Source organism: Corynebacterium sp. 212_CJEI, assembly GCF_001055915.1.
GTDB classification, from domain to species: domain Bacteria; phylum Actinomycetota; class Actinomycetes; order Mycobacteriales; family Mycobacteriaceae; genus Corynebacterium; species Corynebacterium jeikeium_D.
This window is the reverse complement of record NZ_JVPT01000055.1, coordinates 1-16,699: the sequence shown is the minus strand read 5'-3', so window position 1 is coordinate 16,699 and position 16,699 is coordinate 1. Positions and strand designations below refer to the sequence as shown.

The following is a 16,699-nucleotide window of genomic DNA, read 5'->3' as shown; positions in this document are numbered from 1 at the left end:
CTCATGAGTGAGTCTTGTTGTTCGTCTCAATCGCATTCGCTTGACGACGATTCTTGCTGCCATAACGCCAGTGATCCCGGTTATCTCGCGGAGAAGCGGCGTTATGAGTCCCGTATTCGTCGCATTGAGGGGCAGGTTCGTGGCATTGGTCGGATGATTGAGAACGAAGAGTACTGTATCGATGTTTTGACCCAGATTTCGGCGGTGAATTCGGCGTTGAAGTCGTTGGCGTTGACTCTTTTGGATGCTCATCTTCATCACTGTGTGGTGCATGCGGCTGAGGGCGGCCAGGAAGAGTTGGATGCCAAGTTGGAGGAGGCATCGGCGGCAATCGCTCGGCTGGCTAAGTAACTCCCGGAAAAATTCCGGGAGTGGGGGGCGAAACGGCAGTCGGCAGTCGGCAACCGGAGTTGGTTGCTGTTGGTGGCACCGATTGCGAAGAAGTACCGCTTAAATGCCTCGTTTTCCCTGGTAGGGGGCGCGTTTTGGGAAAATGGGGTTTGTTGGGTAGTCTTTAACGACGTTGGAGGATTCGACTAGCGGCCTATGTCACACGCCTGGAACGCGTGCGGGAGTCACATCCCTCGTGGGTTCAAATCCCACATCCTCCGCAGAGTGAAGACCCCCGGTTTACGCCGGGGGTTTTCTTGTATTTATGCAGGTGAGTGGATTTGCAGTGTATGCCGGGGGCTGCGGGGAGGCGGGGAACTGTCATGAAAGCTGTCATGAATGCTGTCACGAAACTGGTGACGAATCCGTGGTGGCAGTGCGCTGATTAGTGTGGCAGTTCTTCGCTGAACGGTGCGGCGAGCGCTAGCAGTGTGACTTTTTGCCTGGGCCTGTAGTAGGCTGTCTTCACGGATCCCATGTGGCGTCCATCTCGTGAACTCCCCCAGGGCAGGAATGCAGCAAGGGTCAGCGAGCTCTGACGGGTGCGTGGGGTCCCCTTTTTTTAACCCCAGCGTTCTTCTGGCACTTGTGGCAAGGTTTCGGGCACTTGTCGACGGTTTCCTGTGACCTATCGATGTTTTTCGGCACTTATCCCCGCGATATTGGCCAGGCCATTTCACCTATCGATGAGCTATTCACTTATGGCCACGCTGCAGCGCATCGATAGGTGAATACCTTGGCCACAAGTGGTCGCGTTTCGCGTTCGCTGGTCTGGCAGAATACTGTGCATGAGCGATGCAGACGACACGCGAGTGCCACCACAGACAACACGAGAACCGCTAGAAACTCCAGGACCACCAGAAACCCGAGAAACCCCAGCGCCAATGGGCGTGTGGGACTCCTTCCGGTTCGCAGTTTCTTCACCGAAGCGCCTGCGCACCGAGCTGCTGGCCGGTGCTGCGGTGTCGTTCGCGCTAATCCCCGAGGTCATCTCGTTTTCCATCCTGGCGGGCGTGGACCCGGCGGTGGGGCTGTTTAGCTCGGTGATTATGGCCATTGTGATTGCCTTTACGGGTGGCCGCCCGGCCATGATTACTGCTGCCGCTGGTTCGGTTGCGCTCGTCGTCGCGCCGTTGTCGCGGACGTACGGGATGGATTACCTCATTCCAACGGTGCTGCTCGCGGGTGTGTTGCAGATTGCTTTTGCGGCGCTGGGTATCGCTAAGCTGCAGCGTTTCATTCCGCGCGCGGTCATGATTGGCTTTGTTAACGCGCTGGGTATCCTCATTTTCACTGCGCAGCTCGAGCATCTCATCGATGTGCCCTGGTTGGTGTATCCGCTGGTCGCTCTGGGTATTGCGATTATGGTGTTCCTGCCCCGCGTGTTCACCGCGATTCCGGCTCCGCTGGTAACGGTGATCGTCGTCACGCTTGTTGCGGTGTTGGCGAATTGGCGCGTGCCGAACGTGAGCGATATGGGCGAGCTTCCGGAATCCCTCCCGCAGCTGCTGATCCCGAATGTGCCCCTGACCTGGGAGACTCTGCAGCTGATTGCGCCGTATTCGGTGGGCGTGGCGATTGTCGGCATCATGGAATCGCTGATGACGGCGAAGCTCGTGGACGACATCACGGATACGCATTCGGACAAGACCCGCGAGACGTGGGGGCTGGGTGTGGCGAACATCGCGGGCGGTTTCTTCGGCGGTATCGCTGGCTGCGCGATGATTGGTCAGACGATGGTGGGTGTGAAGGAATCGTCGGGACGCACTCGCTTGACGACGCTCTTTTCCGGTGTCTTCCTGCTCATTCTGGTCCTTCTGCTCAGTTCTGCAGTTGGAGTGATTCCGATGGCGGCGCTGGTTGCGGTGATGGTCGTGGTGTCGGTGGACACAGTCGATTGGCGCTCGATTTCCCCTCGGACGTTGCGCCCGATGCCGCGTTCGGAGACGGCGGTGATGCTGGTGACGGTCATCGCCACGCTGGCGACGGATAACCTCGCCATCGGCGTGGTTTTGGGTGTGGTCGTGGCGTCGCTGATGTTCGCGCGCCGTGTCGCTCACCTGGTCAGGATTGACGTGCTTGACGACGATCCCAGCGCCCACTCCCGGACGTACAAGGTGCGGGGGCAGCTGTTCTTCGCCTCCAGTAACGACCTGGTGTACCAATTCGACTACACCGATCCTGCGCAGCGGATTGTCATCGATATGTCGGAGGCTGAGATTTGGGATGCCTCCACAGTGGCGGCATTGGATTCGGTGCGGGTCAAGTTTGCTGACCGGGGCAAAGAGGTAGAGATTATCGGCTTGGAGGGGCCGAGTAAGCAGCGTCTGGATGCGCTGTCGGGGAAGTTGTAGAAATCCCAATCCGGGGTATGCCTTACACTTGGTTGCAAAGCCGGATGCGGCGCGGGGAAAAAGTTTTCCGTGCCAGTTTTGTCAGGTTTTAACTTATGTCCGATACCTGGGAGGGTGCGTACACCATGGCCGTGGATTCCTTCGATGTTCAGCAGTTGGCGGCACACAAGGATGAGTTTGCGAAGGCATATGAGGAACTGAAATCCCGTAACCTCGCACTGAATTTGACTCGTGGTAAGCCGTCGTCGGAGCAGCTCGATTTCGCAAACGCCCTGCTGGGTCTCCCGGCGCCGGATTACATTTCGGCTTCTGGGGAGGATGTCCGCAATTACGGCAACGCCAAGGGCATTACTGATATCCGCGCTATCTGGGCGGAACTGCTGGATCTGCCGGTGGAAAACGTCCTGGCACAGGATGCTTCCAGCCTGAACATCCAGTTTGACCTGATTTCGTGGGCCATGCAGTTCGGCAATGTGGACTCGGAGCGCCCGTGGAACGAGGAGCCGGTGCTGAAGTGGCTGTGCCCGGTTCCGGGGTATGACCGGCACTTTTCCATTACGCAGCACTTCGGCATTGAGATGATCCAGGTGCCGTTGAACGAAGACGGTCCGGATATGGATGTCGTGGAGAAGCTGGTGGCCTCCGACCCGCAGATTAAGGGCATGTGGAATGTCCCGATGTTCTCCAACCCGACGGGCGTGACCTACAGCGCTGAGGTCTGCCGCCGTCTGGTTGAAATGGAGACCGCCGCTCCGGATTTCCGTCTGATGTGGGATAACGCCTACATGGTTCACACGCTGACGGATGAGTTCCCGGAGATTCACAACGTCATTAAGTGGGCGGAAGAGGCCGGTAACCCGAACCGCGTGTGGGCATTCGGCTCGACCTCGAAGATTACCTTCGCAGGCGCTGGTATTGCTTTCTACGCTTCCTCGGACGCCAACTTGGAGGATTACCTCAAGCACGCTGGTATCCGCGGCATTGGCCCGAACAAGGTCAACCAGTTGGCTCACGCCAAGTTCTTCGGTGACGCGGAGGGCGTGCGTGAGCAGATGCGTCGTCATGCAGGTTCGCTGGCTCCGAAGTTTGAGAAGGTTCTGCAGATTCTGGATGAGCGCCTGACGGAGTACGGCGTGGCAGAGTGGTCGAAGCCGACCGGCGGTTACTTCATCAACCTCGACGTGGTCGATGGCACTGCTCGTCGCGTGGTGGAGCTGGCCAAGGAGGCCGGCATTGCGCTGACCGGTTCTGGTTCTTCCTTCCCGCTGAAGCAGGATCCGAATGATCGCAATATCCGCCTGGCACCGTCGCTGCCTCCGATGGAGGAGCTCGAGGTTGCTATGGATGGCGTCGCTACCTGTGTGCTGCTCGCCGCCGCTGAGAAGGCGACTGCGTAGGTTAAGCAGGCCAGGTAGGTCGGGATAGGACTATATGAACTTCGAAGAGACGAAGTTTTGGATCTCCGGGCTTTTCCCCGGAGAACCCCAGGTCAGCGAGTATGTGACGGAGCTGCCGGGCAGTGGTCGGCACGGGCAGGAACACGATTCGGCTCCGCTTCGGGTCGCTGAGTTCTCACTTTACGACGGGCCGGACGGCCAAGCGAACGAGCGTCGTCCGGAAACGGCAGCCGCCACCGTGGAGTTGGGCCGCAACTACTGTGGCCTGACCGGCGCAGCAAAGACGGATATCCGCGTGGAGCTCTTCTCCGTCGCATACGCTGATTTTCCCGTGGCCACCATGGTCGCGGCCGCGGGAGCGCTGGTGGAGGAAGAACCGGAGTTCCTGTCGCCAATTCCGGGCCGTGTCATCCCGAATGCGGTGCGGCTGGCGGCCGATCAGGTGGCCGAGGTAGGGGAGTCGTCGTCAAGCGCGGCCTTTACCGTGGCGCACGTGCTGTGCACGGTGCCGTATGTGTGGAGCGACGGGGTGCCCAATGTGTCCGAGATGCCGGGCAAGATCAGCCTGCATGAGGGCGATGTGGAGTCGCCGCAGGGGCGCATGACCACGATGACGCAGCTGGTGCCAATTACGGATGCGGAGCTGGTGTTTTATGAGCAGCAGGGTCCGCAGGCGTTGATGCAGAAGTTGGCCGAAGTGGACGCTGACCTGCGGGATTGGTGCCGCGAGTCGGTTGTTTCCCAGGAGGGTTCGAACTAGCCGGTCCGGGGTGGAAGGTAGGCTGAGCACGTGGCTCTGTATAGGAAGTATCGTCCGGCATCGTTCGCCGAAGTGGTGGGGCAGCGGCACGTAACTGACCCGCTGTCGGCGGCGTTGGAATCTCGTGATGCGCAGGGGCGTCCCAACCGCATTAACCATGCGTATTTGTTCTCCGGGCCGCGTGGCTGTGGCAAGACTTCGTCGGCGCGCATTATGGCGCGCAGTTTGAACTGTGCGGAGGGGCCGACGGCGACACCGTGTGGCCAGTGTGCGTCGTGTCGTGCGTTGGCGCCGGGTGGTCCGGGCAATTTGGACGTTATTGAGCTGGACGCGGCTTCCCACAACGGTGTGGAAGATATGCGTGAGCTGCGGGAAAAGGCTATCTTCCAGCCGGCGGAGTCGCGCTACCGCATCTTCATTATTGACGAGGCGCATATGATTACCGCCTCGGGTTTCAATGCGCTGTTGAAGATTGTGGAGGAGCCGCCGGAGCATCTCATCTTCATTTTTGCGACCACGGAGCCGGAGCGTGTGCTGCCGACGATTCGCTCGCGTACACACCACTATCCGTTCCGGCTTTTGACCCCGCCGGATATGCGCGGGCTGCTTGAGCGTGTGGTCACGGCCGAGGGTGTGCGGGTAGAGCCGGACGTGTATCCGCTGGTCATCCAGGCCGGTGGCGGTTCGCCGCGTGACTCGCTGTCGGTTATGGATCAGCTCATTGCTGGTTCCGGCACCGATGGTGTGGATTATGAGACTTCTGCGGCCATTCTCGGTGTCACTGACAGCGTAATCATCACGGATGCGATTGAGGCGCTGGCGGCAGGCGATCGCGCGGCCATGTTTAGCGTGGTCGGGCGTGTGATTATGTCGGGCCAGGATCCGGCTCGGTTTGCCTCGGATCTGCTTGGCCGAGTGCGTGATTTGCTGGTGCTGTCCGCAGTGCCGAACGCGCTGGAGCAGGGGCTTGTAGAGATTCCGGAGAGCCAAATCGACGGCGTCCTGGAGCAGGCCGGGACAATTCCCCCGGCTACCCTGACGCGCTTCACGCAGGTGCTCTCTGACGGCCTGCGTCACTTCCGCGGCGTGACTTCGCCGCGTCTGCTTCTCGAGGTCCTGTGCGCGCGCATGCTCCTGCCCGCCACCGAAGATTCGGTGGAGTCGCTGCTGCAGCGCGTAGAGGCGTTGGAACACGGCAGGCCCGCGCTTGCCGACGGCTCGGGGGCCGCAACCCCCGCAGCGGCACCGGCGTCTTCCGCCGCGGGGCCGGGGTCGGGTGCGGCTGAGGCCGATGCTTCGCCGATGCAGTCTGGCCAGTCGGCTCGTGAGGCATGGCGCCAGCGGAATGCCCAGCGTAAGAAGGGGGCGCAGGCCCAGGGCAGTCGTGCTGGGCAGGCAGCGTCGCAGCCTCAGGCTCAGCCGGAACCTGTTCAGCAGCAGTCTGCACCAGCGGCACCGGTGTCGCAGGAGTCGGTGACTGAGCCGCAGCCTGCACCAGAAGCACCTACTGCGACCGCTGAACAGCCTGAACAGCCTACGCAGGCTACGCCGGCCGAATCAGTTGAACAGTCTCAGCAGGCCGAACAACCGCAGCAGCCTGAACCGGCTGAGCAGCCGATGTCCGAGGAAGAAGCACAGGCGGAGAAGATTCGTGAGTTCCGTCGGAAGATGGCGGAGCATGCCCGCATCAGCGAGCAGCAGACTCGGGCGCAGCTTGCGCAGGAGCGTGAGCAGCAAACCCGCGAGCGTGAGGGGGAAGGCGGCTCGATGTCGATTGTCGAGGAGGAGCCAGTTGTCTCTGCCTCGACAGCTCACTCTGAACAGCCAACTCAGGCCCCACAGCCGGAGCAACCAGCACAGCCGGAGCCCGAACCTGCACCCGCCGGTATCGAGCAAATCCGCGAGCACTGGCAGGACATCCTTGCGGCTGTCGACGGACAGCATGCGTTCCCCATTCGCGTGCTGGCCGAGCAGGCGGTACCGCTCGATGTCGAAAACGACACGCTCGTCATTGGACACAGCACAGGAGCGCTCGCTACCAGGCTCAATACGCCTGATTACGCTCAGGCACTGTCCGCTGCAGTGAAGCAGGTGACGGGCTTCAACGGCCAGGTGCACTGTGTCGTCGGTACGCGCCCGCGCGCACCGCGTTCAACAGCTACTAATGGTGGTTCCGGGGAGGATGATTCGTCGTCAAGAGGTTCGTCCTCGCCGAACGACACCGCCCCTGCACCGACACCAGCAGCACCAGCGCAACCAGAGACATCTGAGCAGCAGGTACAGCAGCCGCAGCCAGGCCCGCAGCGGTCGTCGGCATACGCATCCGTTGTTGAGCGCCGTGCCAAAATCGAAGCCGCCAAGCGTGCTGCGATGGGACAGCAGGCAGGCCACGACCAGCCGGCACAGCCACATCAGCCAAGCCAACCAAGCCAGCCAGCTCAACCGAACCCGAACCCGGCCCAGCAACAACCGCAGCAGCCAAATCAGCCGCAGTCATTCCTGCGCGCGGCCCAGGCCAATGCACAGGCAAACGCCCAGGCCCAGGCCAATCAGGATTCGGGCTTCGGCGGCGTCCCGCTGCCACCAGAGCCGATGGAGGAGTTCGCTCCACCAGAGGGCGCAGAGGGCACAGAGAGCTACAGTTCGCGCAACCCGTCCAACTACAACTCCAACGCCAACACCAACTACAACCCGGTTCCCCAAACCCCGCAGGACAACAACTACGAAGAGGACACCTCCGAGTATTTCGAGGCCGCGAACGAGGTCGGGTCTCTCGATCACCGCTCGCTAAAGGACGTGGTCATGGAGATGCTGGAAAAGGAGCTGGGAGCCAAACCGCTGGAAGACCGCTAGAGCCGTTAGAATGGGGCGGCGATGCGCGTCGTAAAGCATGGGCGATGAGCCTTAGAAGCGTGCGCGTAACTACAAATCAGCACGTAAAGATCACAATAGTTAGGAACATTAATTATGACTCAGCCAGATATGAACGCAATTCTGCAGCAGGCACAGCAGATGCAGGCGCAGCTGCAGGCAGCACAGCAGGAGATCGTCGCTTCCACCATCGTCGGTGAGGCCGGCGGCGGTCTGGTCAAGGTGACTATGCAGGGCTCGGGCGAGGTCACGGACATCGCCATTGATCCGAAGGTCGTTGACCCGGAGGACGTCGACGGGCTGCAGGACCTGGTTCTCGCTGCTTTCCAGGACGCTACCGCTAAGGTGCAGTCGCTGGCGGAGCAGAAGATGGGCCCGCTGTCCCAGGGCTTCGACGGTCTCGGTGGCCTCGGTTTCTAAATTAGCTTTTCAGACCAGTATTTGTAGGTAATTATCATTGTTCGAGGGACCACTCCAAGATCTCATTGATGAGTTCTCGCGCCTGCCGGGCATCGGCCCGAAGTCAGCTCAGCGTATCGCTTTCTACCTGATGAAGGCGGAGCCGGAGGACATCGGCCGGCTCCAATCCGCGCTTGGTCGGGTGCGCGAGGGTGTGCAATTCTGCCGGGTCTGCGGCAATATTTCGGAAACCGATGTGTGCCAGTACTGCTCGGACACACGCCGCGACCGCGGTTTGGTGTGCGTCGTTGAAGAGGCGCGCGATATCCAGGCCATCGAGCGCACGGGGGAGTACAACGGTCGCTACCACGTGCTCGGCGGGGCGCTCGATCCGCTTGGCGGCATCGGTCCGAACGAGCTCAATATCCGCACGCTGTTGCAACGTATCGCAGGCGTGCTTGACGACGTCGACGAGACCCAACCCCCTGAAATCCACGAGGTCATCATCGCGACTGACCCCAACACCGAGGGCGAAGCCACCGCGACCTATTTGGCCCGGCTGCTGCGGGACTTCCCGGATCTCGAGGTCACTCGGTTGGCCTCCGGCATGCCGCTCGGTGGTGACTTGGAGTTCGTCGATGAACTCACCCTGTCCCGCGCGCTGACGGGCCGGCTGAAGGTCTAGCCGCCGTCCAGCCAACCGGCCGCGCGCGAAACTACAAAACTAGCGCTCGCTCTTCGGACGCGGCTTGGACGGGATGCGCTCTTCGCGCAGCTTATCCACGACCTCGAGGTCCAGCGGAGCCAGGCTCGACAGGTCCTGGTTGGTAGCGCGGGCCAGCAAAAGATCAGCCAGCTGCGGATTGCGAGCCAACACAGGTCCGTGCAGGTAGGTACAGATAATCGAACCCTGCACCGCGCCTTCGGCGCCACCGGTCGGTGTGAGTGCAGAAACATCCACTCCCGGAGCAATCCCGGAGTCCGCCTGCTCCACTTCCGGGCCGGTATTGCCCACGCCACGGACAACCCGACCAAGCGGCTTCGCATCGGCACCCAGGGTCGTGCGACCCATGTGGTTTTCGAAGCCAGTCAGTGGGCTGGCGTCGACGTCGTCAAGCAAACCGTTCGTGGGATCGACGAGCGTGCAGATTTCGCCGATCGCGCGCGACTCCAGCGAATCGGTGGTGCAATCGACAAGGCCGAGACCTGCGACGTCGCGTCCGCCCGCGCGGAAGGAATTGCCGAAGATCTGGAAGCCCGCGCAAATCGCGAGGACCTGCTTCCCGGCCTCGGCTGCCTTTTTGATGCCGCCGTCATTGATCAGATGCTCCACCGCGATGGTTTGTGCGACGTCCTCGCCGCCGCCGACGGTGTAGATATCCAGGTCGGTGGGGACGGCATCGCCCAGCTTGATCGGGACAATCTCGGCGTCAATCCCACGCATCCGCGCGCGTTGCCGCAGCACCAGCGCATTTCCGTCATCGCCGTAGGTGCCCAGCACGTCCGGGAGGATCAGGCCGATAGACAGCTCGCTCATTTACTTTTCCTCCTGTGCTCGTTCGATGTCGCGCTTCAAATCGCGGAAGGCGGTGTAGTTCGCCAGCACCTCAACTCGGGTAACGCTTGACGACGACCCCCGCGCCTCACACGACCGGATCGCCTGCAGCGGATTTGCGACCAACCTCGCATCGATGCCCGCATACAGCAACCGCACCGCGAGGTCAGTTCCGCGTTCGCCCGCGGACAGCACATCCATGCCGTCGAAGTCCTCGAAGCGGACATCCCACAGCCAGGACAGATCCTCGCCGTCAGCGACGTGACCGTTGACTGCGATGACCACTGCATCTGCGGTGCGGTCGACCATGGACAGCGCCTCCTGCCAGCCGGCCGGGTTCTTGGCCAACAGCATGCGCACGTGCTTCTCGGCGCCTTTGTCATCTCTCACAACCATGGTGGAGTAGCGGCCCGCAACGTTGTCGACGGTCTCGGTGGCCCGGAGGGATTTCTCCAGGTCCGCGCCCATATCGACAGCGCCCGCAATCGCCAAGGTGGCGTTGCCGCGATTGGCGTTGCCCGGCAGCGTGAGGTTCATTGGCAGGGTGTCGCCAGCAGGCGTGATGACTCCCTCCGCAGTGATGCGGTAGTCCGGCTCTGGCCGCTTGAACTCCGAGCCGTCCGGGAGTGGCTTCACGGCGTACCAGTTGTGGCCGTCCTGGATGATGGGGCCGCCGGTGCGCGGGGAAGAGGTGGCATCGTTGGTCCAGCCACCGCCCGCGGAGACCCAAATAACCTTCTTGGCATCCCACGCAGCCGACGCGATGAGTGGGTCGTCGCAGTTGGCGATGACCGTCGCCTGCGGGTTAGCGTCCACCGCAGCGCGGAGTGTGGCCTCAATCTTGTTGATCTCGCCGACGCGGTCGAGCTGGTCGCGGGAAAGGTTCAGCAGCACCAGGACCTGCGGTTTCAGGTCCTCTGCGATGTGCGGGACGTGCAGCTCATCGACCTCCAGGACCAGGCTGTCCGCATCGGGAGTGGCGAGCAGCGCGGAGATAATACCCGCGTCCATGTTGTCGCCGCCCTCGTTGGTGGCCACGTTGTGGCCAGCGGCGCGCATGGCGGCCGCGAACATACGGGTGGTGGTGGACTTGCCGTTGGTGCCAGTGATGATCGCGGCCGGGCGTCCCTTGCCGAGGGAAGCCAGAATGCGCGGGTCAATCTTCTGCGCAATCAGGCCACCAATCATGCCACCCGCGCCGCGGCCGGACTTCCTGGAAGCCCAGGTGGCGGCGTGAGCGGCGGATGTGGCGAGGCCGGCGCGCAGGCGGGCGCCGGTGCCGCGCAGGCCAAGAGAACTATTCGAGTCGCGGGAGCCACTCGAAGCAGTACCGTGCGGGCTGGCATCCGCGCTATCAGCGGAATGCGATTGCGGAGAGGTGCCATTTGTCATGTGTGTAAATATTACGCGCACGAAAGGGCTAGGCCTAAGAAGCAGGCCTGCGAGGCCTGATGGGATTTGTGGGAGGTCTCCCTGCGGAGCCTTGAAATCTGAACTTTGAGGTGATTGCGATCATGTTGATCTTCGGGGATTAGGCGGTCATGCGGCGGAAGAGAGGAAGGAGATTACCGAGGTGAGAAAGCGTTTTTGAGGAATCGAATTCAAGCACTGAATCAAAGAATTATTGTTTTGATTCATGTGTTGCCTTATACTGTCCACTAGCAGATAAGGGGGAAGAGGTATGGCTAATACAGAAAGCAACTTCTTCGGCGCGCGCTTGCATCAGTTGCGCACAAATCGTGGCATGACCACACGTGATTTGGCTGACGCCACCGATGGTGTGGTGTCGCAATCTGCAGTCAGTCGCCTGGAAAATGGCAAGGCGACTTACTCACTTGAGCAGGTTATGGCGCTTGCGTGGGCTCTTGGCGTGCCGTTGGATGAACTTGTGGAGGAAAACCCGGTCAGCCAGCGTGTGCAGGCCGTGGCCCGCACTTCACAGGATGGCGCGAGTGTTAAGGGAGCGCGGGAGATGCTTTTGCCTTACCTGCAGCTTCGAGTGCTGCTAACTCAAAATTAAGGAGGGTTCCCCATGTGCAGTGCGAGCAAGGAGGGGCTCGACCTTGCTATAGAGTTCCGCAAGAAGCACACCCTAGGAAATGATCCAATCGCCGACATCGCTGGCTTTATGCAGTTGGTTAATGCAGATTTTATGATTCTGGATTTACCAGCCAATGTTGATGCACTTGCTTTGCGTGACCCCGTGACGGGAGCGACAGTCATTGGAATTGCGAAGTCATCCGTTCCTTACCGTCAGCGGTTTACCGTTGCGCATGAAATTGGGCATTTTGTTTCCAATGATTTCGAGTCCTCGAAAATCGTTGCAGATGATGAGCACTCTGAGCCTGGAATATACGCCTGTGGCAAGCGTGATTATCAGGAAGTTCGTGCTGATGCCTTCGCTCGTAATGTGCTCTGCCCAACTGATGGGTTGAAAACAGACCAGAACCTCGGCGAGCTTATCGGTGGAGGTGACGTCCTTGCTGCGTTGTCCCATGTCGTTCGCAAGTATCAAATTTCGCCGCGAGTCGCACTTATTCAGATGAGGCGCGCAGACCTCATTAGCGAAGGGCAATCGGAAGAACTGAAAGGTGTATCAGCTCCCACGCTGGCTGCCCGGTATGGCTGGAAAGCTGACTATGACCGCGCGGTAAAGGTCTCCGAACTAGTGCAACCATCAGCGCGGTTGGTGAAAGACGTATATCGCGCTTACGAACAGGGGATAGTCGACCTTCCCAGCATTGCTTTTGCTGAAATGAGCAGTGTCGATGAGGTGAAGGAGCTGATAAGTGCATCGCAGTCACAGTTACCGCCATTGAGGCATGATGCGAATGTGCAGAATCAGGATGCGGCTGACACGGAAGCAGATCCCTTCGCGGAACTAGACGCTTTCTTCGGCGATGGTCCCGATAGTTCAGAAAGCGCCCAATAAACGATGGCTGGTTACCTCCTAATAGCTGATACAAGCGTACTTCTTAATTTCGTATGTTCGAAGAATCACCAGTATTTGCTCGACTTCGCAGGCAAGAAGACCATCAGCATTCCAGGAGCAGTCAAAAATGAAGTCGAACGCAAATTGGATAAACGGCGCTTCAACTGCGGAAAGAGACACTGGGATTGGTTTCTGGGGCACCCGAATGTCGAAGTTCTCGACGATGACCACAAAAAACTTTATCCCTATGTTCGCCTCTATTCTGGTCCTGGCTATACCTTTCAAGGGGGCAAAGCTAAACACCTGGGAGAGTACATCGCTATCGCCCATTGTCTTTATGCGAAAGATCAGGGTAAGGGCGTAGCCACTGCGCTCATCATGGATGATGGTGATGCCTGTGAGCTAGCGCGGAAGCAAGAAGCTGGATACATTTTCAATACCGAGCACGTGCTACTGCAATGCGTGAAGTCGGGCTCTATTGGGTCGCGCGGGCAAGCCAAGGAAATTTGGGAAGACCTCCAGAAATTTGATGTCCTAGTCAATTTTGAGCACACCAAACTTAATGGCAAGAGTCTGTATAAAAAGGCCGCCGAAAAATGATGAACCCTGACATCACTTTCTACTACGACCGCGATTGTGGGTTCTGCGAGGCAAGCGTGACCCTTCTGGCCAAACTCAGTGGTGTCCGCATGATTGGTGCTAGTCCCGAAGACCAGTCCTTGCCAGAGGAAGTTCGTCAACACATCTCAGCTGAGGCGGTCGCCATGCTTCCAACCCCGGCGGTCGCCACAATCCCAGCCGAAGCAGCAGTCGGTGAACCTGGTGCTAAGAGCGGCCGAGAATTTCGGTACGGCCACGAGGCGATAGGTATCGCCTTGCGTGAGGGCGGCACCAAGGCACTATTCCGATGTGCGGGCACATTCCTGCTCTTCCCGCCACTGACAAAACTGTGGAGCTTTATCTATAAGGTTGTCGCTTCCAACCGTCACAGAATCAGCGCGGTCCTGGGGCTTAACGCCTGCAAACTAGACTCCACAAGATGACTATCCGGCAGGCCCGTTGCCCCAGTGCCACTGCAATTACCCAATGAGCAGCCACCGAGTCAGCCGTTAGCCTCGTCCTTCACAGCGGCCGGCGACATCTCTCCGACCAGTCGCAAGAATGCCTCATCGGAAACGATCGGAATGTCCTTCCGGTGGGCATGCATGGCCTTGCCCGTCAGTTGATCCGGAGTCACATCCGCAGGTCGGTTACACACCAGCACCGATGACTCTCGCGTGACCTTCTCCGAGTAGGCCAGCCCAGCCCGCACTCCCGCCTCAATCAGCTCATCTGGGTCCAGCGACACCTCTGGTGCCACGACGAACTCCATACCCTCCGCGAGCTTCCGCCCCGGCGTATAGCGGCCGGGGTTCTCCACGGGGCGCGGCGCCTCCATCGCGTCGACACGCACTGCCGAGCGCTGCAGGCCCACAATGTCTTCGCGCAGCTGGTCGGGCGTGTACATGTTCAGGGTTGCGCCCGCATCGAGCCCGCCCTGTGCGCGGAACAGCGCAAGCGTGGTGGTGACGTCATCCAACGTCCGCACTCGCTCCGGCACCGAGATGCCAGCAATCGATGCCTCGGGCGAAGGCACATCGAGGCCATAGGCGCGCGCGACGGCGCGCAGGCGTGCGTCGTCAAGCCGTTTGCCCTGGCGGCGCGCCGTTTCCAACGTATCGGCAATCCGTGCGGGCGCCGGAATTCTCGCGACGCGAGTGCGCGTACGACGACGCCCCCGCTTATTCCGCGCGGATCGCTCACGATTCGCTTGACGACGGGCCCTCTTGGCCTCGGCAACTATAAAACCCCAGACCAGCGGCGCATTATGAGCAACCAACGTGCGCCCATCGAGCGCGTGCGCGAGCTTGGCCTGGATCACCCCGAATTTCGGTGCCCCCTCGAAGTCCGCGGGCTCGAGGCCGTGGAGGTGTGTCGGGCCGGGATCTTCGGTGGGATTGATGACGACATGCCAGGTGTCCACGATGTTGCCGCTGCTGTCGGCGGTGGATACTCCCAGACTGACCAGCCGAGACGTCTTGGGGTGGATGCCCGTGGCCTGGATGGACACGATTGCGTAAGGAGCTTCCTCCGCCGACGAGAACTGCTTGTGCTCGTCAGCGGCCTTTGTTGCGGCGGTCTCGGCTGTGGCCGGTGTGGGTGTGGCTGTGGCCGGTGTGCCAGCGGTACTCGCGCCGGTTGCGATTGCGCCGGTAATAGCCGCGCTGGTCGTGGCCGCGTCGGTGGTGGTTGAGGCCGGCGTAGCTGCGTTGGTCGTGGCTGCGTCCGTTGTGGTGGAAGCCGGTGCTGTTGGTGGTGTTTTCGCGCCCGCTGCCGACGCGCGTTGAGAACGGCGACGATTCCGCCGCCGCCTCTTCGTCTGAGAAGAGGTCCCAGTCGCTTTGCGCTCCTCGCGCGCCGATTCAGTCATGCCTCAAGACTAGCGGGTGCGCTCACCCGCGGAGAAAGTGACTAGGTTTATGACACTTTGAGGACAAAATTTGCCACGAAAGTGTCATAAACCTAGTCAGTAACTTGGGCACTAGCTCGGCCTCAAGCTCAGAAGGACCGTGGGGCACGGTCACACGGGTCCCGTAAACCACGCAAACTACAAAAACCACGCAAGGCCCAAAAGTTTTCCCCCGACTGGGTGCTCAGCCGAAAAGGAATGGAACCGCGAGGGCAATTTCCGCGCCTTATTAAATAGGGGCCACAAAACAGTGCCACAAGCCAAGGCCACGAAATAGAGCCACAAAACAGCGCCACAAAAATAAGGACGAAATAACTACCACGGGGCAACAGCCACAGGACAACAACCACGGGGCGGGGGAGAAATGGTCAACAAGAAACGCAAGCAACTGGTGGCGGACCAGTTTGGAATCATTAGGCCGGATGACCAGCCGGGGAATGGATACCGCGAGGTCGCAAGGCAAGCGCGGGCCGGTTATCTGGAGCGGCTTTGCCGAGGTCACTATGTAGTCGCGCATGCCTGGGAGGGGCTCCACCGCGAGAAACGCCTGGCTATTACTGCTTTGGCGGTGGTCTCCGAGACGTCGTCAGGCGTCATTTCGGGAGCTGCAGCGCTGGCCTTGCACGGTTCGTGGGTGCTGGTGCGCGATGCGAAGATTGTGGTCGTGGGCGGGAGTCAGGAGTTCCACGGCATCGACTATTGCATGCGCTTGCGCTCGGAGATCCATCTGGATCACACGCAGGGGCTCGCGGACCGGCGGGTCGCGGTGCTCGCGCGTGCGGCCTTCGATGAGTGTCGCGTCCGGTTCAGGCAGAAGGGGCCGGAGTCCGTGTCGTGGCGGGCGGCGGTGTTGGCTGTCGAAGGTGCGCTGCGGCATGGCGCCACGCGCGATCAGCTGGAGGAGCTCCCGGTGCATTATCCCAGCGTGCGGGGCCAAGAGCTGTTTCATCGTGCGCTCGCGGTCTGTCATGGTCGTTGCGAAACGCCCGGTGAGGCGCTGACTAAAGCCGCTCTTCTCGAACTCGGCCTGAAGTTCCACGAGCAAGCCGAAATCTGGACTCGCGGCACCAGCCACGATCCGCCGCACTTTCTCGCCCGCGTGGATTTTATATCCCTGAACTGCTGCTTGTCGTGGAGTTCGACGGCCACATCAAGTATTCGGCGAGCGAGGTCGCGCCGACGCCCGCGGCTCAGTCCAAGCTGCTCACGCGGGAGACTTACCGCGAGCGTTCGCTGCGCGCAACGGGGCTGGATGTCGCGCGGGTGGTGTGGAAAGAGGTGGAATTGCACGCAGTTCGCTTATCGACGCTCCGTTCAATCCTCATCGAGCGCGAACGCGTGGTAGCCGCAGGTGGGGTGACTTTCCGCGCGGATGTGCGCAATGCCGGCCCGTTGATTGGGTAGTTGGGTAATTGGGTAGTGGGGCCGAGGGACCGCTGGATAGTTTGCCCCAAAAAGAAAGTGACTAGGTTTATGACACTTTGAGCACGGTAGGTTCAGGCGGTGAATGCATCACCACTTTCGACCAGGAG

General features: G+C 60.3%; 15 protein-coding genes, 1 tRNA gene and 1 other RNA gene. 14 read left to right on the top strand and 3 right to left on the bottom strand.

From position 1 onward, the window contains the following. Positions 1-3 precede the first annotated feature (3 nt). The 9 genes from ADB02_RS06720 (at position 4) to recR (ending at position 8,856) form a co-directional block, all read left to right on the top strand. A complete protein-coding gene (locus ADB02_RS06720) occupies positions 4-351 on the top strand; it encodes a metal-sensitive transcriptional regulator (RefSeq protein ID WP_049190165.1) in 348 nt (115 codons plus the stop codon). Between the two features lie 174 nt (positions 352-525). Beyond that, positions 526-611: transfer RNA gene (locus ADB02_RS06715), tRNA-Ser, on the top strand. Positions 612-856: 245 nt separating this feature from the next. Further along, positions 857-951, top strand: an RNA gene (gene ffs, locus ADB02_RS11155) — signal recognition particle sRNA small type. 323 nt (positions 952-1,274) lie between these two features. Continuing rightward, positions 1,275-2,744, top strand: a complete 1,470-nt coding sequence (locus tag ADB02_RS06710; RefSeq protein ID WP_049190164.1) for a SulP family inorganic anion transporter — start codon at positions 1,275-1,277, stop codon at positions 2,742-2,744. A gap of 125 nt (positions 2,745-2,869) precedes the next feature. Next, a complete protein-coding gene (locus ADB02_RS06705; RefSeq protein ID WP_176719102.1) occupies positions 2,870-4,141 on the top strand; it encodes an aminotransferase class I/II-fold pyridoxal phosphate-dependent enzyme in 1,272 nt (423 codons plus the stop codon). A 34-nt stretch (positions 4,142-4,175) separates the two neighbouring features. Next, the gene (locus tag ADB02_RS06700; RefSeq protein ID WP_005511889.1) at positions 4,176-4,901 is read left to right on the top strand and encodes a suppressor of fused domain protein; all 726 of its coding nucleotides are present in this window, start codon (positions 4,176-4,178) and stop codon (positions 4,899-4,901) included. Positions 4,902-4,931: 30 nt separating this feature from the next. Next, entirely contained in the window at positions 4,932-7,754 is a 2,823-nt protein-coding gene (locus ADB02_RS06695; RefSeq protein ID WP_049190161.1) for a DNA polymerase III subunit gamma and tau, read from the top strand. Positions 7,755-7,868: 114 nt separating this feature from the next. Beyond that, on the top strand, positions 7,869-8,192 hold the full coding sequence (locus tag ADB02_RS06690) for a YbaB/EbfC family nucleoid-associated protein (RefSeq protein ID WP_005511884.1): 324 nt from the start codon (positions 7,869-7,871) through the stop codon (positions 8,190-8,192). Between the two features lie 37 nt (positions 8,193-8,229). Continuing rightward, on the top strand, positions 8,230-8,856 hold the full coding sequence (gene recR / locus ADB02_RS06685; RefSeq protein ID WP_005511888.1) for a recombination mediator RecR: 627 nt from the start codon (positions 8,230-8,232) through the stop codon (positions 8,854-8,856). 39 nt (positions 8,857-8,895) lie between these two features. On the opposite strand, the gene ADB02_RS06680 is transcribed toward recR, so the two are convergent. After that, positions 8,896-9,708, bottom strand: coding sequence for a type 1 glutamine amidotransferase (locus ADB02_RS06680; RefSeq protein WP_016421874.1), 813 nt, complete (start codon positions 9,706-9,708; stop codon positions 8,896-8,898). Beyond that, entirely contained in the window at positions 9,709-11,118 is a 1,410-nt protein-coding gene (locus tag ADB02_RS06675; RefSeq protein ID WP_241482430.1) for a MurT ligase domain-containing protein, read from the bottom strand. A gap of 289 nt (positions 11,119-11,407) precedes the next feature. On the opposite strand from ADB02_RS06675, the gene ADB02_RS06670 reads away from it, so the two are divergent. From ADB02_RS06670 to ADB02_RS06655, 4 genes are all read left to right on the top strand, one after another. Beyond that, entirely contained in the window at positions 11,408-11,746 is a 339-nt protein-coding gene (locus ADB02_RS06670) for a helix-turn-helix domain-containing protein (protein WP_049190157.1), read from the top strand. Between the two features lie 12 nt (positions 11,747-11,758). Next, positions 11,759-12,658: an ImmA/IrrE family metallo-endopeptidase gene (locus ADB02_RS06665; RefSeq protein WP_049190155.1), complete on the top strand. Its 900-nt coding sequence runs from the start codon at positions 11,759-11,761 to the stop codon at positions 12,656-12,658. Positions 12,659-12,733: 75 nt separating this feature from the next. Further along, positions 12,734-13,258, top strand: coding sequence for a hypothetical protein (locus ADB02_RS06660; protein WP_141737768.1), 525 nt, complete (start codon positions 12,734-12,736; stop codon positions 13,256-13,258). Continuing rightward, positions 13,255-13,701 (top strand): DCC1-like thiol-disulfide oxidoreductase family protein, encoded by a 447-nt coding sequence (locus ADB02_RS06655; protein ID WP_049190150.1) that lies wholly within the window; start codon positions 13,255-13,257, stop codon positions 13,699-13,701. Before ADB02_RS06660 ends, ADB02_RS06655 begins: the two co-directional genes overlap by 4 nt. Positions 13,702-13,760: 59 nt before the next feature. Here the strand turns inward: ADB02_RS06655 and ADB02_RS06650 are convergent, their stop codons facing one another. Next, positions 13,761-15,128 carry an exonuclease domain-containing protein gene (locus tag ADB02_RS06650; protein ID WP_080969588.1) on the bottom strand — a complete coding sequence of 456 codons (1,368 nt, stop codon included), beginning with the start codon at positions 15,126-15,128 and terminating at the stop codon, positions 13,761-13,763. 1,170 nt (positions 15,129-16,298) lie between these two features. Between ADB02_RS06650 and ADB02_RS11765 the strand changes: the two genes are divergently transcribed. Then, positions 16,299-16,571: a hypothetical protein gene (locus tag ADB02_RS11765; RefSeq protein ID WP_241482429.1), complete on the top strand. Its 273-nt coding sequence runs from the start codon at positions 16,299-16,301 to the stop codon at positions 16,569-16,571. Positions 16,572-16,699 lie beyond the last annotated feature (128 nt).

Bases quoted from the DNA above. Each gene is read 5' to 3' on its own strand.
- ADB02_RS06720 (WP_049190165.1), top strand. From the start codon at position 4: ATGAGTGAGTCTTGTTGTTCGTCTCAATCGCATTCGCTTGACGACGAT.
- ADB02_RS06710 (WP_049190164.1), top strand. From the start codon at position 1,275: ATGGGCGTGTGGGACTCCTTCCGGTTCGCAGTTTCTTCACCGAAGCGC.
- ADB02_RS06705 (WP_176719102.1), top strand. From the start codon at position 2,870: ATGGCCGTGGATTCCTTCGATGTTCAGCAGTTGGCGGCACACAAGGAT.
- ADB02_RS06700 (WP_005511889.1), top strand. From the start codon at position 4,176: ATGAACTTCGAAGAGACGAAGTTTTGGATCTCCGGGCTTTTCCCCGGA.
- ADB02_RS06690 (WP_005511884.1), top strand. From the start codon at position 7,869: ATGACTCAGCCAGATATGAACGCAATTCTGCAGCAGGCACAGCAGATG.
- ADB02_RS06680 (WP_016421874.1), bottom strand. From the start codon at position 9,708: ATGAGCGAGCTGTCTATCGGCCTGATCCTCCCGGACGTGCTGGGCACC.
- ADB02_RS06675 (WP_241482430.1), bottom strand. From the start codon at position 11,118: ATGACAAATGGCACCTCTCCGCAATCGCATTCCGCTGATAGCGCGGAT.
- ADB02_RS06670 (WP_049190157.1), top strand. From the start codon at position 11,408: ATGGCTAATACAGAAAGCAACTTCTTCGGCGCGCGCTTGCATCAGTTG.
- ADB02_RS06665 (WP_049190155.1), top strand. From the start codon at position 11,759: ATGTGCAGTGCGAGCAAGGAGGGGCTCGACCTTGCTATAGAGTTCCGC.
- ADB02_RS06655 (WP_049190150.1), top strand. From the start codon at position 13,255: ATGATGAACCCTGACATCACTTTCTACTACGACCGCGATTGTGGGTTC.
- ADB02_RS06650 (WP_080969588.1), bottom strand. From the start codon at position 15,128: ATGACTGAATCGGCGCGCGAGGAGCGCAAAGCGACTGGGACCTCTTCT.